The sequence below is a fragment of the Sphingopyxis sp. 22461 genome (assembly GCF_052044915.1).
Classification (GTDB): Bacteria; Pseudomonadota; Alphaproteobacteria; order Sphingomonadales; family Sphingomonadaceae; genus Sphingopyxis.
On the sequence record NZ_JBQENY010000004.1, the window covers coordinates 335573 to 353606 of the forward strand.

Annotated in this window: 15 protein-coding genes; 9 read left to right on the top strand and 6 right to left on the bottom strand. The window is 66.7% G+C overall.

What is annotated here, in order from left to right; genetic code table 11:
* Nucleotides 1-34 precede the first annotated feature (34 nt).
* Nucleotides 35-2734: a M1 family metallopeptidase gene (locus ACTJI5_RS09015; RefSeq protein WP_440860051.1), complete on the top strand. Its 2700-nt coding sequence runs from the start codon at nucleotides 35-37 to the stop codon at nucleotides 2732-2734.
* Between the two features lie 105 nt (nucleotides 2735-2839).
* Here ACTJI5_RS09015 and ACTJI5_RS09020 read toward each other — a convergent pair whose 3' ends face one another.
* Both ACTJI5_RS09020 and ACTJI5_RS09025 read right to left on the bottom strand, forming a co-directional pair.
* Nucleotides 2840-3292 (bottom strand): hypothetical protein, encoded by a 453-nt coding sequence (locus tag ACTJI5_RS09020; RefSeq protein ID WP_440860052.1) that lies wholly within the window; start codon nucleotides 3290-3292, stop codon nucleotides 2840-2842.
* Nucleotides 3289-4884, bottom strand: coding sequence for a helicase HerA-like domain-containing protein (locus ACTJI5_RS09025; RefSeq protein ID WP_440860053.1), 1596 nt, complete (start codon nucleotides 4882-4884; stop codon nucleotides 3289-3291). The genes ACTJI5_RS09020 and ACTJI5_RS09025 overlap by 4 nt, the downstream gene beginning before the upstream one ends.
* 353 nt (nucleotides 4885-5237) lie before the next feature.
* Here ACTJI5_RS09025 and ACTJI5_RS09030 point away from each other — a divergent pair, with 353 nt between their 5' ends.
* On the top strand, nucleotides 5238-5897 hold the full coding sequence (locus ACTJI5_RS09030) for a nucleotidyltransferase family protein (protein WP_440860054.1): 660 nt from the start codon (nucleotides 5238-5240) through the stop codon (nucleotides 5895-5897).
* A 177-nt stretch (nucleotides 5898-6074) separates the two neighbouring features.
* On the opposite strand, the gene ACTJI5_RS09035 is transcribed toward ACTJI5_RS09030, so the two are convergent.
* The 4 genes from ACTJI5_RS09035 to hflK all read right to left on the bottom strand — a co-directional run bounded on the left by ACTJI5_RS09035 (nucleotide 6075) and on the right by hflK (nucleotide 10194).
* Nucleotides 6075-6443, bottom strand: coding sequence for a VOC family protein (locus ACTJI5_RS09035; protein WP_440860095.1), 369 nt, complete (start codon nucleotides 6441-6443; stop codon nucleotides 6075-6077).
* A 120-nt stretch (nucleotides 6444-6563) separates the two neighbouring features.
* Nucleotides 6564-8057, bottom strand: coding sequence for a trypsin-like peptidase domain-containing protein (locus ACTJI5_RS09040; protein WP_439512799.1), 1494 nt, complete (start codon nucleotides 8055-8057; stop codon nucleotides 6564-6566).
* A 128-nt stretch (nucleotides 8058-8185) separates the two neighbouring features.
* Nucleotides 8186-9037, bottom strand: coding sequence for a protease modulator HflC (gene hflC / locus ACTJI5_RS09045; protein WP_058538831.1), 852 nt, complete (start codon nucleotides 9035-9037; stop codon nucleotides 8186-8188).
* Nucleotides 9037-10194, bottom strand: a complete 1158-nt coding sequence (gene hflK / locus ACTJI5_RS09050) for a protease modulator HflK (protein ID WP_439512800.1) — start codon at nucleotides 10192-10194, stop codon at nucleotides 9037-9039. Before hflK ends, hflC begins: the two co-directional genes overlap by 1 nt.
* A gap of 91 nt (nucleotides 10195-10285) precedes the next feature.
* Here hflK and ACTJI5_RS09055 point away from each other — a divergent pair, with 91 nt between their 5' ends.
* From ACTJI5_RS09055 to ACTJI5_RS09085, 7 genes are all read left to right on the top strand, one after another.
* Nucleotides 10286-11275: an Mrp/NBP35 family ATP-binding protein gene (locus ACTJI5_RS09055; protein ID WP_440860055.1), complete on the top strand. Its 990-nt coding sequence runs from the start codon at nucleotides 10286-10288 to the stop codon at nucleotides 11273-11275.
* Nucleotides 11275-11697: a CoA-binding protein gene (locus tag ACTJI5_RS09060; protein ID WP_440860056.1), complete on the top strand. Its 423-nt coding sequence runs from the start codon at nucleotides 11275-11277 to the stop codon at nucleotides 11695-11697. Before ACTJI5_RS09055 ends, ACTJI5_RS09060 begins: the two co-directional genes overlap by 1 nt.
* Entirely contained in the window at nucleotides 11694-12290 is a 597-nt protein-coding gene (locus ACTJI5_RS09065; protein WP_440860057.1) for a hypothetical protein, read from the top strand. Before ACTJI5_RS09060 ends, ACTJI5_RS09065 begins: the two co-directional genes overlap by 4 nt.
* 51 nt (nucleotides 12291-12341) lie before the next feature.
* Nucleotides 12342-13055, top strand: coding sequence for an SIMPL domain-containing protein (locus ACTJI5_RS09070; RefSeq protein WP_310250885.1), 714 nt, complete (start codon nucleotides 12342-12344; stop codon nucleotides 13053-13055).
* A gap of 75 nt (nucleotides 13056-13130) precedes the next feature.
* Complete coding sequence (locus ACTJI5_RS09075; RefSeq protein WP_440860058.1) at nucleotides 13131-15419, top strand: molybdopterin cofactor-binding domain-containing protein; 2289 nt, start codon at nucleotides 13131-13133, stop codon at nucleotides 15417-15419.
* Complete coding sequence (hemH, locus tag ACTJI5_RS09080) at nucleotides 15416-16387, top strand: ferrochelatase (RefSeq protein WP_440860059.1); 972 nt, start codon at nucleotides 15416-15418, stop codon at nucleotides 16385-16387. Before ACTJI5_RS09075 ends, hemH begins: the two co-directional genes overlap by 4 nt.
* Nucleotides 16388-16481: 94 nt before the next feature.
* Nucleotides 16482-18026, top strand: coding sequence for a DUF1963 domain-containing protein (locus ACTJI5_RS09085; protein WP_440860060.1), 1545 nt, complete (start codon nucleotides 16482-16484; stop codon nucleotides 18024-18026).
* The last annotated feature ends 8 nt before the right edge of the window (nucleotides 18027-18034 follow it).

Genomic DNA, 18034 nt, shown 5'->3' on the forward strand with positions numbered 1-18034 from the left:
GCCCCGACCGCAAATCATACCGGGGATCGCAACCATGAAACTCTCGAATCGCCATTTGCTTGTTGCCGCCGTCTCGTCGCTCAGCCTCGCCGCCTGCGCCGCGCAGCCGGGGGTCGAATCCCCTACGCCCGTCGCCGCGGCGCCCGCGCTCACCGGCGCCCCGCTCGATACCAGCGTGCCGAGCCAGCTGCCGCGGATCGCGCGGCCGGTGCATTACGACATCAGCGTCACGCCCGACGCCAAGGCGCTGCGCTTTACCGGCGACGCGGGCATCGACCTCGAGCTTTACGAACCCTCGGCGACGCTGACGCTGAACGCTCTCGACCTCAGCTTCGAGAGCGCGAGCCTGACCGGCGCCGACGGCAAGGCGATTCCGCTGACCGTCACGGTCGATGCTGCCGCGCAGACGGTAAATTTCAACGCCCCCGCAACGCTCGCGCGCGGCAAATACCGCCTGACCACCAGCTACACCGGGGTGATCAACACGCAGGCGAACGGACTTTTCGCGCTCGATTATCCCGACAAGGTTACCGGCAATGAGGTGCGCGGACTGTTCACCCAGTTCGAGGCGCCCGACGCGCGGCGCTTCGTCCCGAGCTTCGACGAGCCGAGCTACAAGGCGACCTTCACCCTCGCGGCGACCGTTCCCGCGGGCGATCTGGCGGTGAGCAACATGCCCGTGGCGAGCGAAACGCCGGTCGAGGGCGGCAAGAAGAAGGTCACCTTCCAGATCTCGCCCAAAATGTCGTCCTACCTCCTCTTCTTCGCGACCGGCCATTTCGAGCGGCTCGCGGCGAAAAGCGAGAGCGGCGCCGAGGTCGGCATCGTGTCGCCGAAGGGGTCAGGCGAGCAGGCGCGTTTCGCGCTCGACAGCCTCGGCCCGTTGCTCGGCTATTACAGCGACTATTTCGGCCAGCCCTATCCGCTGCCCAAGCTCGACAATGTCGCGGGGCCCGGCCAGTCGCAATTTTTCGGCGCGATGGAAAATTGGGGCGCGATCTTCACCTTCGAGCGCATCCTGCTCGACGATCCGAAGATCACCAGCGAAGCGACGCGCCAGCAGATCTACACGACGCAGGCGCACGAGGTCGCGCACCAGTGGTTCGGCGATCTCGTGACGATGGCGTGGTGGGACGACCTCTGGCTCAACGAAGGCTTCGCGAGCTGGATGGAAACCAAGGCGAGCGACCATTTCCATCCCGACTGGCAGCCTTTGCTGGACCGCGTCGACGGCCGCGAGCGTGCGATGGCGCTCGACGCCTTTGCGACGACGCACCCGATCGTCCAGACGATCCGCACCGTCGAGGACACCAACCAGGCGTTCGACGCGATCACGTACCAGAAAGGCGAGGCGGTGATCACGATGCTCGAGGCCTATGCCGGCGAGGATGTGTGGCGCGATGGGCTGCAGAGCTATATGGCAAAGCATAAATATGCGAACACGCGCACCGACGATCTGTGGAACGCGGTCGAGGCGGCGGGCGCGAAGGGGCTGACCGCGATCGCGCATGATTTCACCAGCCAGCCGGGCATCCCGCTGCTTCGCGTCGGCAGTGTGACCTGCGCGGGTGGCAGCACGACCGTCCAGCTGACGCAGAGCGAGTTTTCGCGCGATCGCAAGGACAGCATCACCGCCGAAGGCCGCCGCTGGCAGGTGCCCGTGCTCGCGCGCGCCGGAAATGGCGCGGTCGCGCGGCAGGTGGTCGCGGGCGGCACGGGCACGCTCACCCTGCCCGGCTGCGGCGCGGTGCTGCTCAATGCCGGCCAGGCGGGCTATTACCGCACCCTCTATTCGCCCGCGGCGCTGGCCGCGCTCCGCGGCGACTTCGCGAAGCTCGCTCCGATCGACCAGCTCGGGCTGCTCGGCGACAATTTCGCGCTCGCTTATGCGGGCTACCAGCCGATGGGCGCCGCGCTCGACCTGCTGACAGCAGTGCCGCACGATGCGAGCCAGAAGCTGCTCGGCGACGTCGCGGGGCGTTACGCGGCGCTATATGGCTATTTCGACGACCAGCCGGCGGTGCAGAAACAGATCGCGGCACGCGGCACTACGGCGCTCACGCCCGCGATGGGACGCCTCGGCTTCGACGCGCGTGTCGGCGAACCCGCGCTCGACAGCATCCTGCGCTCCGAACTGCTCGGCGCGCTCGGGACGTTGGGCGACGCCAAGGTGCTGGCAGAGGCCCGCCGCCGCTTCGCGCTGCTCGACAGCAATCCCTCGGCGCTCGACGGTCCGCTGAAATCGCGCTGGCTCGACATCGTCGCGGCGAACGCGAGCGAGGCCGAATGGACCAAGCTGCGCGCCATGGCGAAGGGGTCGAAATCGGCGGTCGAACGCAGCGCCTTCTATACGTTCTTGGGCAATACGAAGGACGAACCCCTTGCCAAGCGCGCCCTCGACCTCGCGCTCACCGACGAACCCGGCAAGACCGTCAGCGCCTCGATCATCGGCGCGGTCGCGAAAAATCACCCCGAACTGGCGGTCGATTTCGCGCAGGTAAACCAGGCCGCGGTCGACCGGCTGATCGACGCCTCGGCACGCGCGCGCTTCCTCGCGGGCCTCGCAGCCTCGTCGAACGATCCCGCGATGATCGCGAAGCTCGAGCGGATTGCGGCGCCGCTGCCCGCCGACGTGCGCAAGCCCTATGACAAGACGCTGGCGAGCCTGAAAGAGCGCAGCGTCAGCCGCCCGCGCATCAAGGGCGAAATCGCCGGCTGGCTGAAGGCGAGGTAAGAAAACAATCCATTTCGTCATTCCCGCGAAGGCGGGGATGACGCTTTGAACGAGCGCTTGAGCAAGCGGGATCCCCGCCTTCGCGGGGATGACGAAGGTGGATTATTACTCGGCCGGCTGCGGCGCCCCGACCGGCATCGCGCTTTCCCATTCGGCGCGCGCGCGGCGAATCATCGCCTTGAGCGCGTCGGCATGGCGCTGCCACGCGGTCGCCGTCTCGCTGCTCCATGCCCCGCCCGCCGCAGCGCCCAGTTCGGCGACCGTCATGTCGATGAAGGCGTCATATTCGGCGATCGGCAGCGGCCCATAGGCGCGGTGGGTGAAGACAAGCTCGGCGACGAGCGGCCACACCCAGCCTTCGCGCTTCGCCAGCCCGAACATCATCTGCAGCGTCTCGTCGGTCATCCGCCGCGACGAGGCGTCGACGACCATGAAGCTCGCACGCCGCTCGGGAAACGCAGCAAAGAAGCGGTCGAACAGGGCGTGGCGAATGTCGATGCCCGCGTCGGCGACGGCCGTCAGGCTCGCCTCCATCAGCGCGGCATCGGCTTCGTTCACTTGAACAGGCTGCCCAATATCCCGCGCATCAGCTGGCCGCCGAACTTGCCCGCAACCTGTCGCCCGAGGCTGGTCGCCGCCGAGCGTGCCGCCGACTGGACCATTTTTTCGGTCATCGACGGTTTCGCGGCTTCGCGCGCCGCGGCCTTTTCGAGCCGCAGCCGCTCGCGCTCCTCGGCCGCCTTGCGCTTCGCCTCTTCCTTCGCCGCGATCGCGGCCTGCTTGTCGGCCTCGACCTGTGCCTTGGCTTCGACGGCCGCCGCTTGCGCCTGCTCGGCCTTGACGGCGAGCAGTTCCTCGGCGCTCTCGCGATCGACGGCGGTGTCATATTTGCCCTCGACGGGCGAGATCGACTTGATGATCGCGCGCTCCTTGGCGTCGAGCGGACCCGCGCGCGAGCAGGGCGGCTTGATCAAAGTGCGTTCGACCGGCGACGGCGCGCCGTCGGCCATCAGCAGCGACACCAGCGCCTCGCCGACCTTGAGCTCGGTAATCTCGCGCGCGACATCGACCTTGGGGTTCGGGCGGAAGGTGTCGGCGGCGGCTTTCACGGCTTTCTGATCGCGCGGGGTGAAGGCGCGCAGCGCATGCTGGACACGGTTGCCGAGCTGGCCCGCGACTTCCTCGGGGACGTCGATCGGGTTCTGCGTGACGAAATAGACGCCGACGCCCTTCGAACGGATCAGGCGCACGACCTGCTCGATCTTTTCGGTCAGCGCGGGCGGCGCGTCGTCGAACAGCAGATGCGCCTCGTCGAAGAAGAAGACGAGCTTCGGCTTGTCGGGGTCGCCGACCTCGGGAAGCGTCTCGAACATCTCGCTGAGCATCCAGAGGAGGAAGGTCGCGTAAAGCTTCGGGCTCGCCATCAGCTTGTCGGCGGCGAGGATGTTCACATAGCCGCGGCCATTTTCGTCGGTGCGGATCATGTCCTGAATGTCGAGCGCGGGCTCGCCGAAGAAATTGGCGCCCCCCTGGCTTTCGAGCGTCAGCAATTGGCGCTGGATCGTGCCGACGGTCGCCTTCGACACATTGCCATATTTGGTCGTGAGCTCATCGGCGCTTTCGGCGCACCACGACAGCATCGCCTGCAGGTCGCCGAGGTCGAGCAGGAGCAGATTCTGTTCGTCGGCGACGCGGAACGCAATCGCGAGCACGCCCTCCTGCACCTCGTTGAGTCCCATCAGCCGCGCGAGCAGCAGCGGGCCCATTTCGGAAATCGTCGTGCGCACGGGGTGCCCCTGTTCGCCGAACAGGTCCCAGAAGATCACCGGATTGTCGCGATAGGCCCATGTCGCATCGCCGATCTCGGCGGCGCGCGCGGCGAAAATCTCGTGCGTCTTCGCGGTCGGGCTGCCCGCCATCGCCATGCCGGCAAGGTCGCCCTTCACATCGGCGACGAACACCGGAACGCCGACCGCCGAAAAGCCTTCGGCGAGCCCCTGCAAGGTCACCGTCTTGCCGGTGCCGGTCGCACCCGCGATCAACCCGTGACGGTTCGCACGTTTCAGCACCAGCGACTGGCGCGGGCCATCGGCTGCGCCGCCTCCGCCAAGGCCGATATAGATTTCGCTTGCCGTACTGCCGTCGCTCACCCGCTGTCCTCCACCTTGAAATGTTGCGTCGAGGTTAGAGCGGCGGGTGAGTGCAGGCAATCGGCAAACCAGCGTGGCCGCCGAAACCAGCACACGGCCAAAAACCGCCGAACTTTACACTGAATTCGCGTTTCGCGGCGGCACGGGGGAACCCCGCCGCTGGCGCTAAAGCCACAAAAGCCCCGCACGCGCGAAGCGAAAATGGGGCTTTTGTGGCTTTAACGGATCGCGCCGGCGGTCGGCCCATCGCACCACGGGCAAGAACAGCAATGGTTTCGGGTCGGGCCATCCGACAGCATAGATCATGGCGGGATATTTTAGGAAAGGCGCTTTAGAGACCGATGAGTTTAGGTTTGATCCGTTCGATCTTAAATCATCACGCTTTAGCGCCCGCCGGCCGGAGGGATTCGACCGGCTGCCCCATATCCCGATGCCGCCAAGCACGCTATCTCTTGCAGATGAGCGCTGCGGAGGCCGAGATAATTTCCATCCTGCGCGCCGACCGGCGGCGCTGGCATCTGCTCGCGACGGTTGCGGCGCTCGATCTGCCCGACTGCTGGATCGGGGCGGGTTTTATCCGAAACGCGGTTTGGGATCATCTGCACCAATATCCGCCATCGCCGCCCAATGGCGATATCGACGTGATCTGGTACGATCCCGATCGAACCGACCCGGCACTCGATCGGCACCACGAGGATCGGCTGGCGGCAATCGAGCCATCGGCCCTCTGGTCGGTCAAGAATCAGGCACGGATGCACATCCGTAACGGCGATCCGCCTTATGCTTCCGCCATCGATGCAATGCGCCATTGGCCCGAGACAGCGACCGCCGTTGCGGCCCGACATCATGGTGCCGGCCTCTGCGAAGTCGCAGCTCCCCTGGGCACCGACGATCTTTTCGGCCTGATCTTGCGTCCCGCGGCAAATTTCGTCGACCTGAAGCGCGACGTTTTCGACGAGCGCTTGAGATCAAAAAAGTGGCCGGAGCACTGGCCATTGTTGCGGGAGGCGTAGGGCGGCGCGGGACCGAATGCCGTCTCCCCAATCATCGTCACCCCGGATTTGATCCGGGGTTCCCGCTTGCAGTCGATGCCGAAAAAAGCGGGATCCCGGATCAAGTCCGCGATGACGAAAGTGGGGAACATGAACGCCCGCTCCCCACCCCCAAAGCCGAGATCGACCCCGACCCATTCACCCCATGATGAAGGCGTTGAGCTTGTTGCCGTCGGGGTCACGGAAATAGCCGGCGTAAAACCCCTCGCCGCGCGGTCCCGGCGGACCTTCGCATGTGCCACCATGCGCGAGCGCGATTTCGTGGAGGCGGTGGACCTGTTCCTTGTCCTTCGCCTGCAGCGCGACCATCACGCCGTTGCCCACCGTCGCGACATTGCCGTCGAAGGGCCGCGTCAGCCCGATGCCCGCGCCGCCGCCCGGCTTTCCCCACGCGATGAAGCCGTCGAACTCCATCATGCGCGGCGTGTCGAGTTCGGCGGCAATCGCGTCATAGAAGACCGCCGCCTTTGCCAGATCCTTCGTTCCCAGCGTCACATAGCCAATCATCATCTTTCTCCCGACTCGTTCTTATGAGAACATAATATGAACAAGAGGCGCGGCGCGCAAACAAAAAGGGCGCCGGACCCGAAGGTGCGGCGCCCCGTTTGATGGACCGGAAGCCGAAGCCTATTTCACGCGAATCGCGATAAAGGCCGACGGCTGGCCGCGGCGCTGGATTTCGAGCAGCACCGCATCGCGGCCCGCCTTCTTCGCGTCGGCGATGGTCTTGGCGAGCGCCTCGCTCGTCGTGACCGGGGTGCGGTTCGCGCTGAGGATCACGTCGCCGCGGCGCAGGCCCTTGCGGCCGGCGTCGCTGCTCGCCGACGCGGCGCCGATCACCAGACCCTTGGTTCCGGCGTCGACACCCACCGCGCGCGCGATATCGGGGGTCACCACCTGCACCGACAGGCCAAGCTCGTCCTGGATCGCCTTGTCGGCCGCGCCGGTCGGATCCTCGGGTTCAGCCTGCTCGGCCTCGGGGTCGAAATTGGCGCCCGCCAGCTCTTCCTCGGGCGGACGCGTGCCGACGAGGACATTGAGCGTCATCGCCTTGCCGTCGCGGATGATCTCGAGCGGGATGCGCGTGCCCGGCTTGGTGTTCGAGACGATGTACGACAAAGTCTGCTGCGGCGTGACGTCCTTGCCATTGACCTTGGTCACGACGTCGCCGCGCTTCAGCCCGGCCTTTTCGCCCGCCTGTGCCGGTTCGACGCGCTGGATGAACTCGCCGCGGTCCTTGGGCAGGCCGAGCGCCGCCGCGAGATCCTCGTCGACCGGAGCGATGCCGATGCCGAGATAGCCGCGCTGGACCTTTTCGCCGGCGCGCAGCGCGTTGATCACCGGGATCGCCGCATCGGCGGGGATCGCGAAATTGACGCCGATGTTCGCGCCGACGGGCGAGATCAGCATATTGTTGATGCCGACGACATTGCCCTGCAGGTCGAACAGCGGGCCGCCCGAGTTGCCGCGATTGATCGCGGTATCGGTCTGGATATAGCGGTCATAGGCGCCGCCCTGCCCGATGTTGCGCTGAACCGCCGAGATGATGCCCGCGGTCACCGTCGAGCCGAGGCCGAGCGGATTGCCGATCGCGACGACCCAGTCGCCGACGCGCGCGGTGCCGCCGTCGGCGAATTTCACGAAGGGCAGGCCGGTCGCGTCGATCTTGAGCAGCGCGAGGTCGGACGCGACGTCGCGGCCGACGATCGTCGCCTTATATTCCTTTTGGTTGGTCAGCGTCACCGTCACCTGGTTCACCGCCTCGCCGCGCGGACCGCCCGAGATGACGTGATTGTTGGTGACGATATAGCCGTCGGCCGAAATCAGGAAGCCCGAGCCGCCGCCCTGCTGTTCCTGCGTGATCGGCTCGCGCGTCCCGGCAAAGGGGTTGAGCCGGACGCCGAGCGTGACTTCCTGCTTGGTCGAGATGTTGACCACCGCGGGCTGCAGCTGTTCGACCAGGTCGGCGAAGCTTTCGGGCGCACCCGAACGCGGAACGACCTTGGCGATTTCGCTCTTCTCATTCTGCGCGACCTGCGCGCCGACGGGGGACTGGGTGACCAGCGCCAGCGCGGTGCCACCCGCCAGCAAGGCCGAAGTGATGCCATAAACATAACGCACGATCGAAATTCCTTTTCGTTCTCGAAAAACTCATCTGCCCCGGCCGCGGCTATCTGCGGCGAATTGGCTGAACGGTGATTGAACATGAACGAGCGCTGCAAGTTCCATTCAGCCGGCAGCCGCCCTCATCAACCGCCGCTGAACCGCTTCAGATATTCATTGTCGGGCGACATGATGATCGACGTCCCGCCCGTGTTGTTTTCACCCAGGAAGGTCTGCCGATAGCTCTGCATCGCGCGGTAGAAATCGTAAAACTCCGGGTCCTTGCCAAAGCTGGCGGCGTAGATACGCGCCGCTTCGCCATCGGCGCTGCCGCGGATGATCTGCGCTTCCTTCTGCCCTTCGGCGCGGATCGAGATCGCTTCCTGCTGGCGCGCAGTGCGCATGCGGTTGTACGCCGCCTCGAGCGTCGCGCCTTCGGGAAGGTCGGCGCGCTTGATCCGAACGTCGATGATCTCGGCGCCATATTTGTTCGCCTCGCGGTTCAACGCGACCTGGATATTGTCCATCACCGCACCGCGTTCGGGCGACAGCAAGGTCGCGAAGGTGCGCTTGCCCAGCTCGTTGCGCAGCGACGAGCCGAGGATCGTCGCAAGCTGCGCCTGCAATTTATCCTCGGTGCGGATCGCGGTGTACATACGCACCGGATTGGTGATGCGGAAGCGCGCGAAGGCGTCGACCTGCAGCCGCTGCTGATCGGTCGAGAGCACCTGCTGGCGCTCCATGTTCACGCCGAGGATGCGCTTGTCGATATATTGGATGCCGTCGGTGAAGGGCACGCGCAGGACGAGGCCGGCGCCGGACTTGCCGAAATCCTCGCCTTCCTTGTAGCGGTTCACCGTCCGCTCGATCTCGCCGAAGCGCAGGATCAGTGCCTGCTTGTCCTCGGGCACGATCGCCAGCGATTGCGACAGGATGACGAGTATGATGACCACGCCAAAGAGCAGCCGCATCGGGTTCTGGAAGAACGAACCGAACATCATTCGCCTCCCTTCGTGGTGGCTTCAGGCGCCTTGATCCGCTTCTGCACTTCGTTGAGCGGCAGATAGGGGGTCACCCCGCGTGCTTCGACAATCGTCTTGTCGACGTTCGACAACACATTCTCCATCGTTTCATAATAAAGGCGCTTGCGCGTCACTTCGGGTGCCAGCTCATATTGCGCGTAGATCTGGTCGAATGCCGACGTGTCGCCGCGGGCGCGTTCGAGCACCTGCTGCTGATAGGCGCGCGCGAGGTTGATCGCCGATTCGCGTTCCTGCCGCGCCGCGGTGACTTCCTTGAACGCCTCGTCGACCTGGCTCGGCGGGTCGACCTGGCGGATCGCGATGCCCTGAATCATAACGCCGGCGCGATACTGGTTGAGCAATTCCTGCATGCGCTGCTGGACCTGCGCCTCGATCTCGACGCGGCCGGGGCCGATCGCCTGGACGAGGTCGAAGTTCGCGACCGTCGCGCGCATCGCGCTTTCGGCGACTTCGCGGATCGTGCCTTCGGGATCGGCGAGCTGGAAGAAGAACAGCTCGGGATCGCGCACCGACCAGCGGACCTCATAAGCGAGGTCGACGATGCTCTGGTCGCGCGTCAGCACGAAATTCTCGTCGGTCGCGTTCGGCGAGCCGACCGCCATCGTGCGGATCGCGCGGACGTCCTCGAGCCGGATGCGCTCGATCGGCGCCGGCCAGGTCAGTTTCACGCCGGGGCCGACGGTGCGCGAATAGCTGCCGAGACGCGTGACCACGCCTTCCTTTTCGGGCGGTACGATGTGGAAGGAGGAGAAAAGCACCCACGCGGCGACGAGCGCGAGCACCACCCATTTCCAGAGCTTCGCCGAATCGCCGAAATTGAACGGGCTGCCGCCGCCCGAGCCGCCCCCGCCGAAACCGCCGCGTCCCTTGCGCAGCAATTCGTCGAGCGCCGAGGGGCCGCGCGGCTTTTGCGCGCGCCGCTGGTCGGCCGGATCGGGCGTGACCCACGGGTTGCGCGGGCCGGGCTTTTTGCCGTCGCCCTTCCCGTCATCGTCCCCCTTGCCGGGACCGCTGCCCCAGGGGCTGTTGGCCATCTGGCTGATCTGATGGAAAAATTGCCGCAATCCTCTCGGGCTGCGGCGTCCCATGCTGCCGTCAATCTTGTCGTTCATAAGGCTTTTATAGGGGCGGCGGGCGCGATTAACAGGGGGTGCGCACGAAAATGGCTGGCAAACGCACCAATCATGCCTATCTGCCGCGGACATGACCGAACAAAGCGCCGATATCGCCCGCCTGACCGCCGCTGCCGCCGACCTCAGTGGAGGACGGTCGTCAGGCCTGCGAATGCTCGACGATTCGGGATTGCTCGCGGTGGTGCTCGATGTGTCGGGGCTTGCCGTCGAAGAGCGCCAGCCGCTCGAGGACAAGCTCCGCGCCGGCCTGCTCGCCGATGCGGGCGTGCGCGAGGTCCGCATCGCGATGACCGCCGAAAAGAAAGCGATGACGATCATCGCGGTCGGCAGCGGCAAGGGCGGGGTCGGCAAATCGACGCTCGCCGCGAACCTCGCGGTCGCGCTGCGCCGCCTCGGCGTGAAGGTCGGGCTGGTCGACGCCGACATCTACGGGCCTTCGCAACCCCGATTGATGGACAGCGAGGGCGTGAAGCCCGAAGCGCGCGGATCGAAGCTGGCCCCCGTCCCCAACGCCTATGGCGTGCCGATGCTCTCGACCGGCCAGATCGCCGCGCCCGGACAGGCGATCGCGTGGCGCGGCCCGATGGCGGGCAAGGCGCTCGAACAGCTCGTCGACGCAAGCTGGGGCGACATCGACACGCTCGTCGTCGACCTGCCGCCGGGCACCGGCGACGTCCAGCTGACGATGATCCAGCGCCACAAGCCCGCGGGCGCGGTGATCATATCGACCCCGCAGGACCTTGCGCTGATGGACGCGACGCGCGCGGTCAGCCTGTTCGAACAGGCCGACGTGCCGATCATCGGGCTTGTCGAGAATATGGCGGGCTATGCCTGCCCGCATTGCGGCGAGGTCAGCGACCCGTTCGGGTGCGGCGGCGCCGAAGCGGCGGCAAAGACGATGGGCCTCGACTTCCTCGGGCGCGTGCCGCTGTCGATGGGCATCCGCCTTGCGAGCGATGGCGGCGTGCCGCCCGCGGCGGGAACCGATCCCGCGGGCGAGCCATTCCATGCGATAGCGGCGAAGGTTGCCGACTGGCTGAACACACGAAAGGGGCGATGATGGCGATCAACGACGAAGGCGAAATCCGCGAACTGCTCGGACAAAAGCGCCGCATCGCCGTCGTTGGCGCGTCGCCGAACCCGGCACGCCCGTCGAACGGCGTCCTCGCCTTCCTCGTGGGCCAAGGGCATGACGTGATCGCGGTGAACCCCGGCCACGCCGGCAAGACAATCCACGGTGCGCCCGTCGTCGCGACGCTCGCCGACGTCGAACCGCCCGCCGAGCTCGTCGACATTTTCCGCAACAGCGCCGACGCCGGCACCGCGGTCGACGAGGCGATCGTCCATGGCGCGAAGGCGGTGTGGATGCAGATCGGAGTCATCGACGAAGCCGCGGCGAAACGCGCCGAGGCGGCGGGACTGACCGTCGTCATGGATCGCTGCCCCAAGGTCGAGGTCCCGCGACTCGGCCTGCTGAAGTGAAGGCCGCGCTTTCGCTGCTCACCGCGGCCATGCTCGCGGGATGCGCCACGACGTCCGTCGCCAACAGCCCGCAGGATGCGTTTTTCGAGGCGCTTTCGGCGCGCTGCGGCCAAGCCTACGCCGGCAAGCTCGCAAGCGATCAGGAGGCCGACGCCGAGATGCGCGGCAAGGCGATGGTGATGCACGTCCGCCATTGCACACCCGACCGGATCGAAATTCCTTTCCACATCGATGGGCTGGCCGAAGACGGCGGCTGGGATCGCTCGCGGACATGGATCATCACCCGGACGCCCGCCGGCCTCCGCCTCAAGCACGACCATCGCCACGCCGACGGCAAGCCCGACGCCGTCACCCTCTATGGCGGCGACACCGCCGATGCCGGGACGGCAACGCGCCAGACCTTCCCCGTCGACGCCGAATCGATCGCGATGTTCACCGCAACCGGCCGCAGCGTTTCGAATAGCAACATCTGGTCGGTCGAAACGACGGACGCGGGCTTCACCTACGGCCTCGACCGGCAGGGACGGCATTTCCGCGTCGCGTTCGATTATGCGAAACCGGTGACGCCGCCGCCCGCGCCCTGGGGTTGGTAAGGAACCGATTCCCCCGTCATGCGCTAGGTCGCATCGAACGGGAGAAAATATATGCGCACCCAGACCCTTATGCTGATTCCGCTGCTCGCGCTCGGCGCGTGCAGCGAAAAGGCGCCCGACCCGCGCGGCGTCGGGCATGACGAAACGCTGCTCTCGGTCTCCGCGACCGGCCGATCCGAAACGCGGCCCGACGAGGCGCGCTTCACCGCGGGCGTGAGCACGATCGCGGCGTCGGCCGAGGCCGCCACGCAGCGCAACAATGAAACGATGACCAAGGTGACCGAGGCGCTCAAAGCCTTTGGCGTCGCGGGCAAGGATCTCCAGACACGCCAGCTGACCGTGAACCGGATCGACTGGGGCGCCAACAAGGGCAAGTATGAAGCCGTCAATCAGGTCGAGGTGCGGATGCGCGCGGTCGACAAGGCGGGCGAAGCCGTCGCCGCGACGACAGAGGCGGGTGCCAATGTCCTGTCGGGGCCGACGCTGCGCGTCTCCGATCAGGAAGCCGCGACCAAATCGGCCTACGCCGCCGCCTATCGCGCCGCGCGCGCTCGCGCCGACGCTTATGCGGGCGCCGCGGGGCTCAAGATCGACCGGGTGCTGACGATCCGCGATGGCGGCGACAGCGCGCCACCGATGCCTTATGCCGGCGGCGTCGCTTATGAGGCCGCTGCTCAATCGGCCAACGCCGCCCCGCCGTTCAATCCGGGGGTCAGCGAATCGCAGGTTTCGGTGCGCGTCGACTTCGCTTTGTCGGAGAAATAGAGCGCAACGCTGGCGGCCGCGCGAAAGGCCGATTTTCTTTGCGCCGATTCGCACCCCTGACTATCAGCAGCGAGCATGGCCGGCATTCGCGACATCGTGGGGAAAGATAAATCGCGCCTGCCGCACGTCAGCCGCCGTTCGCTGCTGGTCGGCGCGACCGCGGCGGGCGGGCTGGCGATCGCGTGGAGCCTGTGGCCGCGCGATTATCAGCCGAACCTCACCGCCGCCCCCGACGAACATATCTTCAACGCCTTCCTCAAGATCGGCGACGACGGCCACATCAGCGCGATCGTCCCGCAATGCGAGATGGGGCAGGGCGTCACCACCTTGCTGCCGCAGATCATGGCCGACGAACTCGGCGCCGACTGGCGGACGATCGCGGTCGAGAGCGCGCCGATCAACCCGCTCTACACCAACACGCTGCTGATCGACGAGGATAGCGCGGTCTTCACCCCGCGCGCCGGTGTTCCCGATTTCGTGTCCGATGTGCGCAGCTGGGCGCGCCGCGAATGGGCGGTGCGCCACGCGGTGATGCTCACCGCGAACAGCTCGTCGGTGCGCATGTTCGAAGCACCGTGCCGCGCCGCGGCGGCGCAGACGCGCGCGCTGCTGATGATGGCGGCGGCCAATCGCTGGGACGCCGACTGGGAAGAATGCGACACGCAGGACGGCTTCGTCACCCATGGCAAGAAAAGGCTGCGCTTTGGCGATGTCGCGGCGGCCGCGGCGCTGCTCGAACCGCCCGCCGAGCCCGTCTATCGTGCCAGCAGTTCGGACCCGCTTTACGGCAAGGAGCTGACGCGGCTCGATCTGCCCGCCAAGATCGACGGCTCGGCCAATTATGCCGGCGACATCCGCCTGCCCGACATGGTGTTCGCGGCGATCCGCCAGGGCCCGCTCGGCGCGACGCGGCTGAAAAGCATCGACCGCAAGAAAGGGCTCGGCTCGCCCGGCCTGCTGCATGTCGTCACGCATGAGCGCTGGGTCGCGGCGGTCGCGCGCAACTGGTGGGCCGCGAACCGCGCGCTCGACCGCTTCGCGCCCGTCTTCGAAACCGAAGGCACCCCGATTTCGACCGACCGGATCGACACGGCGCTGAAATCGGCGCTGAAGGACGAGGGCTATCGCATCGCCAGCGAAGGCGACGTCGCCGAGGCGATGGAAGGACGGCAGAAAATCGCCGCCGAATATGCCGTCGCGCCCGCGCTCCACGCCGCCATCGAAACGCGCACCGCGACCGCCGCGCCCGACGGCGACGGCCTGCGCGTCTGGGTCGCGACGCAGGCGCCCGCGCAATGCCGCGATGCGGTGGCGCGCGCGACGGGGCTGGCGCCCGCCAATGTCACGCTGTTCCCGATGATGGCGGGCGGATCGTTCGACGCCTGCCTCGACCACAATGTCGCGGTGCAGGCGGCGATCATCGCGCTGCAGGTAAAACGCCCCGTCCAGCTCGCCTGGTCGCGCGCCGAAGAGATTATGCGCCTGCCGCCGCGCGCGCCCGCGCGCGCCAAGCTGACCGCCACGCTCAACGCCGCGGGCGGGATCGACGCACTCGTCACGCGCATCGCCGTCCCCTCGACCAACCATGAATTTCGCGACCGGCTGTTCGATAACACGCCGGCGGACGTCGCGCAGCGCGCGGCGGCGGGCAGCGCCGATGCCGCCGCGGTCGAGGGCGCGGCGAGCAGCTATGCGATCCCGCACTTCGCGGTCGACCATTGCCCCGCCGACATCGGCCTGCCGACGGGACGCTGGCGCGGCAACGCCGACAGCTACACCGCGTTTTTTACCGAATGTTTTATCGACGAAATGGCGGCGCGCGCCGGAACCGACGCGCTGTCCTATCGCATGGCGATGCTCGGCAATGCGCCGCTGCTCGCGCGCTGCCTGCTCACCGCGACCAGCCTCGGCGGCTGGGAGGGCGGATTGTCGGGGACCGCGCAGGGACTCGCGTGCCATGCAATGCGCGGCAGCCATATCGCGCTGATGGCGACCGCGCGGCCAAGCGAGCGCGGGCTGCAGGTCGAGCAATTGGTCGCGGTGGTCGACGCCGGGCGCCTTGTGAACCCGACGATCGCGCGGCAACAGATCGAGGGCGGGCTGATCTTCGGCCTCGCCGCCGCCGTGGGCGCAACGACCGACTATGAAGGCGGCCTCGCGACCGCGCGCAAGCTCGGCCAGCTCGGCCTGCCCGACCTGTCGCAAACGCCGCAGATATTGGTCGAATTCGTCGAGAGCGACCGCGAACCCGGCGGGCTCGGCGAAATCGGCGTTCCCGTCGTCGCCCCTGCCATCGCCAACGCGATGTTTGCCGCCACCGGCCGCCGCATCCGCCGCCTGCCCCTTTCGGCGCACCCGCTGTGAGCGCGCCGCCGCAAATCGGCGTGCTGCTGGTCAACCTCGGCACCCCCGATGCCCCCGACGCGCGCTCGGTACGGCGTTATCTTGCCGAATTCCTGTCCGACCGCCGCGTCGTCGAAATCCCGCAAATCCTGTGGCAGCCGATCCTGCGCGGGATCATCCTGACCACCCGCCCGAAGAAATCGGCGCATGCCTACGCGCAAGTGTGGACCGACGAAGGCTCGCCGCTCGCCGCGATCACGCGCCGTCAGGCCGAAGCGTTGCAGGCGGCGTTCGGAGAAACGGTGCGGGTCGCTTATGCGATGCGCTATGGCGAACCGGCGATCGGCGCGGCAATCGATGCGCTGAAGGCGGCGGGATGCGACCGCATCCTCATCGCGCCGCTCTATCCGCAATATTGCGCCGCGACGACCGCGACCGTCGTCGATGCGGCGGGCCAGCATCTGCAATCGCTGCGCTGGCAGCCGACGCTGCGTTTCCTGCCGCCCTATCATGGCGATGCCGCTTATCTCGGCGCGTTGAAAGCGTCTGTGGAGGAGGGACTGGCCGCGCTCGACTTCACCCCCGACGTCCTGCTGGCAAGCTTCCACGGCATGCCCGAGCGCACGCGGACGCTCGGCGATCCCTATCACGACCAGTGCCAGGCGACCGCGCGCCGGCTTTCGGACGCGCTCGGCAGGCCGGTCGAGGTCAGTTTCCAGTCGCGCTTCGGGCGCGCCAAATGGCTCGAACCCGCGACCGACACGCGCCTCGAACAACTCGGCCGCGACGGCCGCAGCGTCGCGATCTTCGCGCCGGGCTTTGCCGCCGATTGCCTCGAAACGCTCGAGGAACTGGCAATCCGCGGCAAACACCAATTCGAAGACGCCGGCGGCAGGGATTTCGCCTATCTCCCATGCCTCAACGCCGATGCCCCAGGGATCGCGATGCTCGAGAGCCTGGTCCGCCGCGAACTCGCGGGCTGGCTCTGATCGCGGCCGCTTACCAACTGTTTAGGTCCATGCGCTAAATTGATCCGACACGGTGCGGAAAGCTTCTTGAACCGCGCCATTTTGGAGATTCGCGATGAACGAGGTCGAATCGGCGGTGCTGATGCTCGCCGGAGTGACGCTGGCCCTATTGGCGATCGTCTTCGCCATCTGGTGGTCGCGGCGACCGCGCACCGCACCCGCCGCGCCGCGAGTTCCGCGCGAGCCCCGTGAAATCCGCCTGCCCAAACTCTCGCGCAAAACCGCACCCGAATATGAGGAGGTCGAAATCTCTCCCTCACGGCTCGCGCGGATCAGCCGCAAGGCGCCGCTCGAAATACCGGCCGAGGCCGAATATGAAATCTCGCCCGAGCCCGTCGCCGTTGCCGAGCCCGACGAGGTTGCCCTCGAACCGGTGATTTCCGGGGTCGAGGACGAAGCGCACCGGATCGAGAAGGCCGATATCGAAGAGGTCACGCTTCGCCTGATTCCCCAGATTCCGCCGCGCGACGCCATATCGACGAACAGCTGGCTCGGTGGCCGCCCGCACCTCCCCGCGGGCATGGAATGGCCAAGGATCGACGATCAGCCAGCGGATTTTCTGGCGCAGATCAGCTGCGCCGACCTGCCGCAAGACCTGTGGGGCGGGCTGGGGCCGCGCGACGGCGCGCTCGCCTTCTTCATTCACCGCCGCAAACATGCGCTGCGCATCCTTCACCTGCGCGATACCGGCATGCCCGTTGCACCGCCCTTCACGCTCAACGATCCCGAGGGATGGTTCGGCCCGAACGGCGGCCTCGCTTCGGGCGATCTCGCCTCCTTTGCCGTGCGCGCCTTTCCCGAATGGCCCGTCGACCTGGTCGCCGTCCGCGCGGGCGATGCCGATCCGCGCAGCGAGGGCGATCCGGATGAGCCCGGTGCCGCGCTCCACGATCGCGGCTACGACATCGCCGACCCCGCCTTCCATCCCTTCGACTGGGGCAGCATGACCGCGATGGTCGCGCTGCTCGAACAGCGGCTCGACCGGCTGATGACCGAAGCGCCTCCCGAGGCCGACACCGACAATCCCGGCGAAATGGAACAATGCGCCGCGCTCAACCGCGAAGCGCGCGCGCGCGCCGAAGAGATTATCGCGATCGTCCGCGACGGCGCCGGGCGCGCCGATTTCTCGGCCGGCGACGCAACCGCGGTGATGGCGGGGCTGCACGCGATCCGCTGGGTCAAGGTGATCCGCTCGGCCGCCCCCGAAACGGGCGCCGAACAGGTCGAGACAATTACCCTGCCGCTGACGACGCACCGCGCCGATGCGAATCTGTGGGTTCACGACTATCAGACGATCCTGTTCGATCGCGCGAAACATGCCTGGTGCGCCAATCCCGACAATCTGTCGGCGCCGGCGCGCGCGCTTTTCGAGCCCTGGTGGCGCACCCTGGCCGAGCGCGAGATGGCGGCGATGGGGCATGAGCCCTTTCGCCACGTCCCCGATTATGACGAGGAACGCGACGCGGTTTTGCTCGAATTGCCGACCAGCGGATTGATGAGCCGCATCTTTGGCGACCGCGACAATCTGGTGGTGACGATCGACAAGGCCAACCTTGCGATCGGCGATTTTTCGAAACTGCGTGTACAAGTGAGCAGCTAACCGCCTCT

What these genes read in the sequence shown, in the direction of transcription:
- ACTJI5_RS09015 (WP_440860051.1), top strand. Translation starts at nt 35, where the DNA reads ATGAAACTCTCGAATCGCCATTTGCTTGTTGCCGCCGTCTCGTCGCTC.
- ACTJI5_RS09035 (WP_440860095.1), bottom strand. Translation starts at nt 6,443, where the DNA reads ATGATTGGCTATGTGACGCTGGGAACGAAGGATCTGGCAAAGGCGGCG.
- hflC (WP_058538831.1), bottom strand. Translation starts at nt 9,037, where the DNA reads ATGTTCGGTTCGTTCTTCCAGAACCCGATGCGGCTGCTCTTTGGCGTG.
- hflK (WP_439512800.1), bottom strand. Translation starts at nt 10,194, where the DNA reads ATGAACGACAAGATTGACGGCAGCATGGGACGCCGCAGCCCGAGAGGA.
- ACTJI5_RS09055 (WP_440860055.1), top strand. Translation starts at nt 10,286, where the DNA reads ATGACCGAACAAAGCGCCGATATCGCCCGCCTGACCGCCGCTGCCGCC.
- ACTJI5_RS09060 (WP_440860056.1), top strand. Translation starts at nt 11,275, where the DNA reads ATGGCGATCAACGACGAAGGCGAAATCCGCGAACTGCTCGGACAAAAG.
- ACTJI5_RS09070 (WP_310250885.1), top strand. Translation starts at nt 12,342, where the DNA reads ATGCGCACCCAGACCCTTATGCTGATTCCGCTGCTCGCGCTCGGCGCG.
- ACTJI5_RS09075 (WP_440860058.1), top strand. Translation starts at nt 13,131, where the DNA reads ATGGCCGGCATTCGCGACATCGTGGGGAAAGATAAATCGCGCCTGCCG.
- ACTJI5_RS09085 (WP_440860060.1), top strand. Translation starts at nt 16,482, where the DNA reads ATGAACGAGGTCGAATCGGCGGTGCTGATGCTCGCCGGAGTGACGCTG.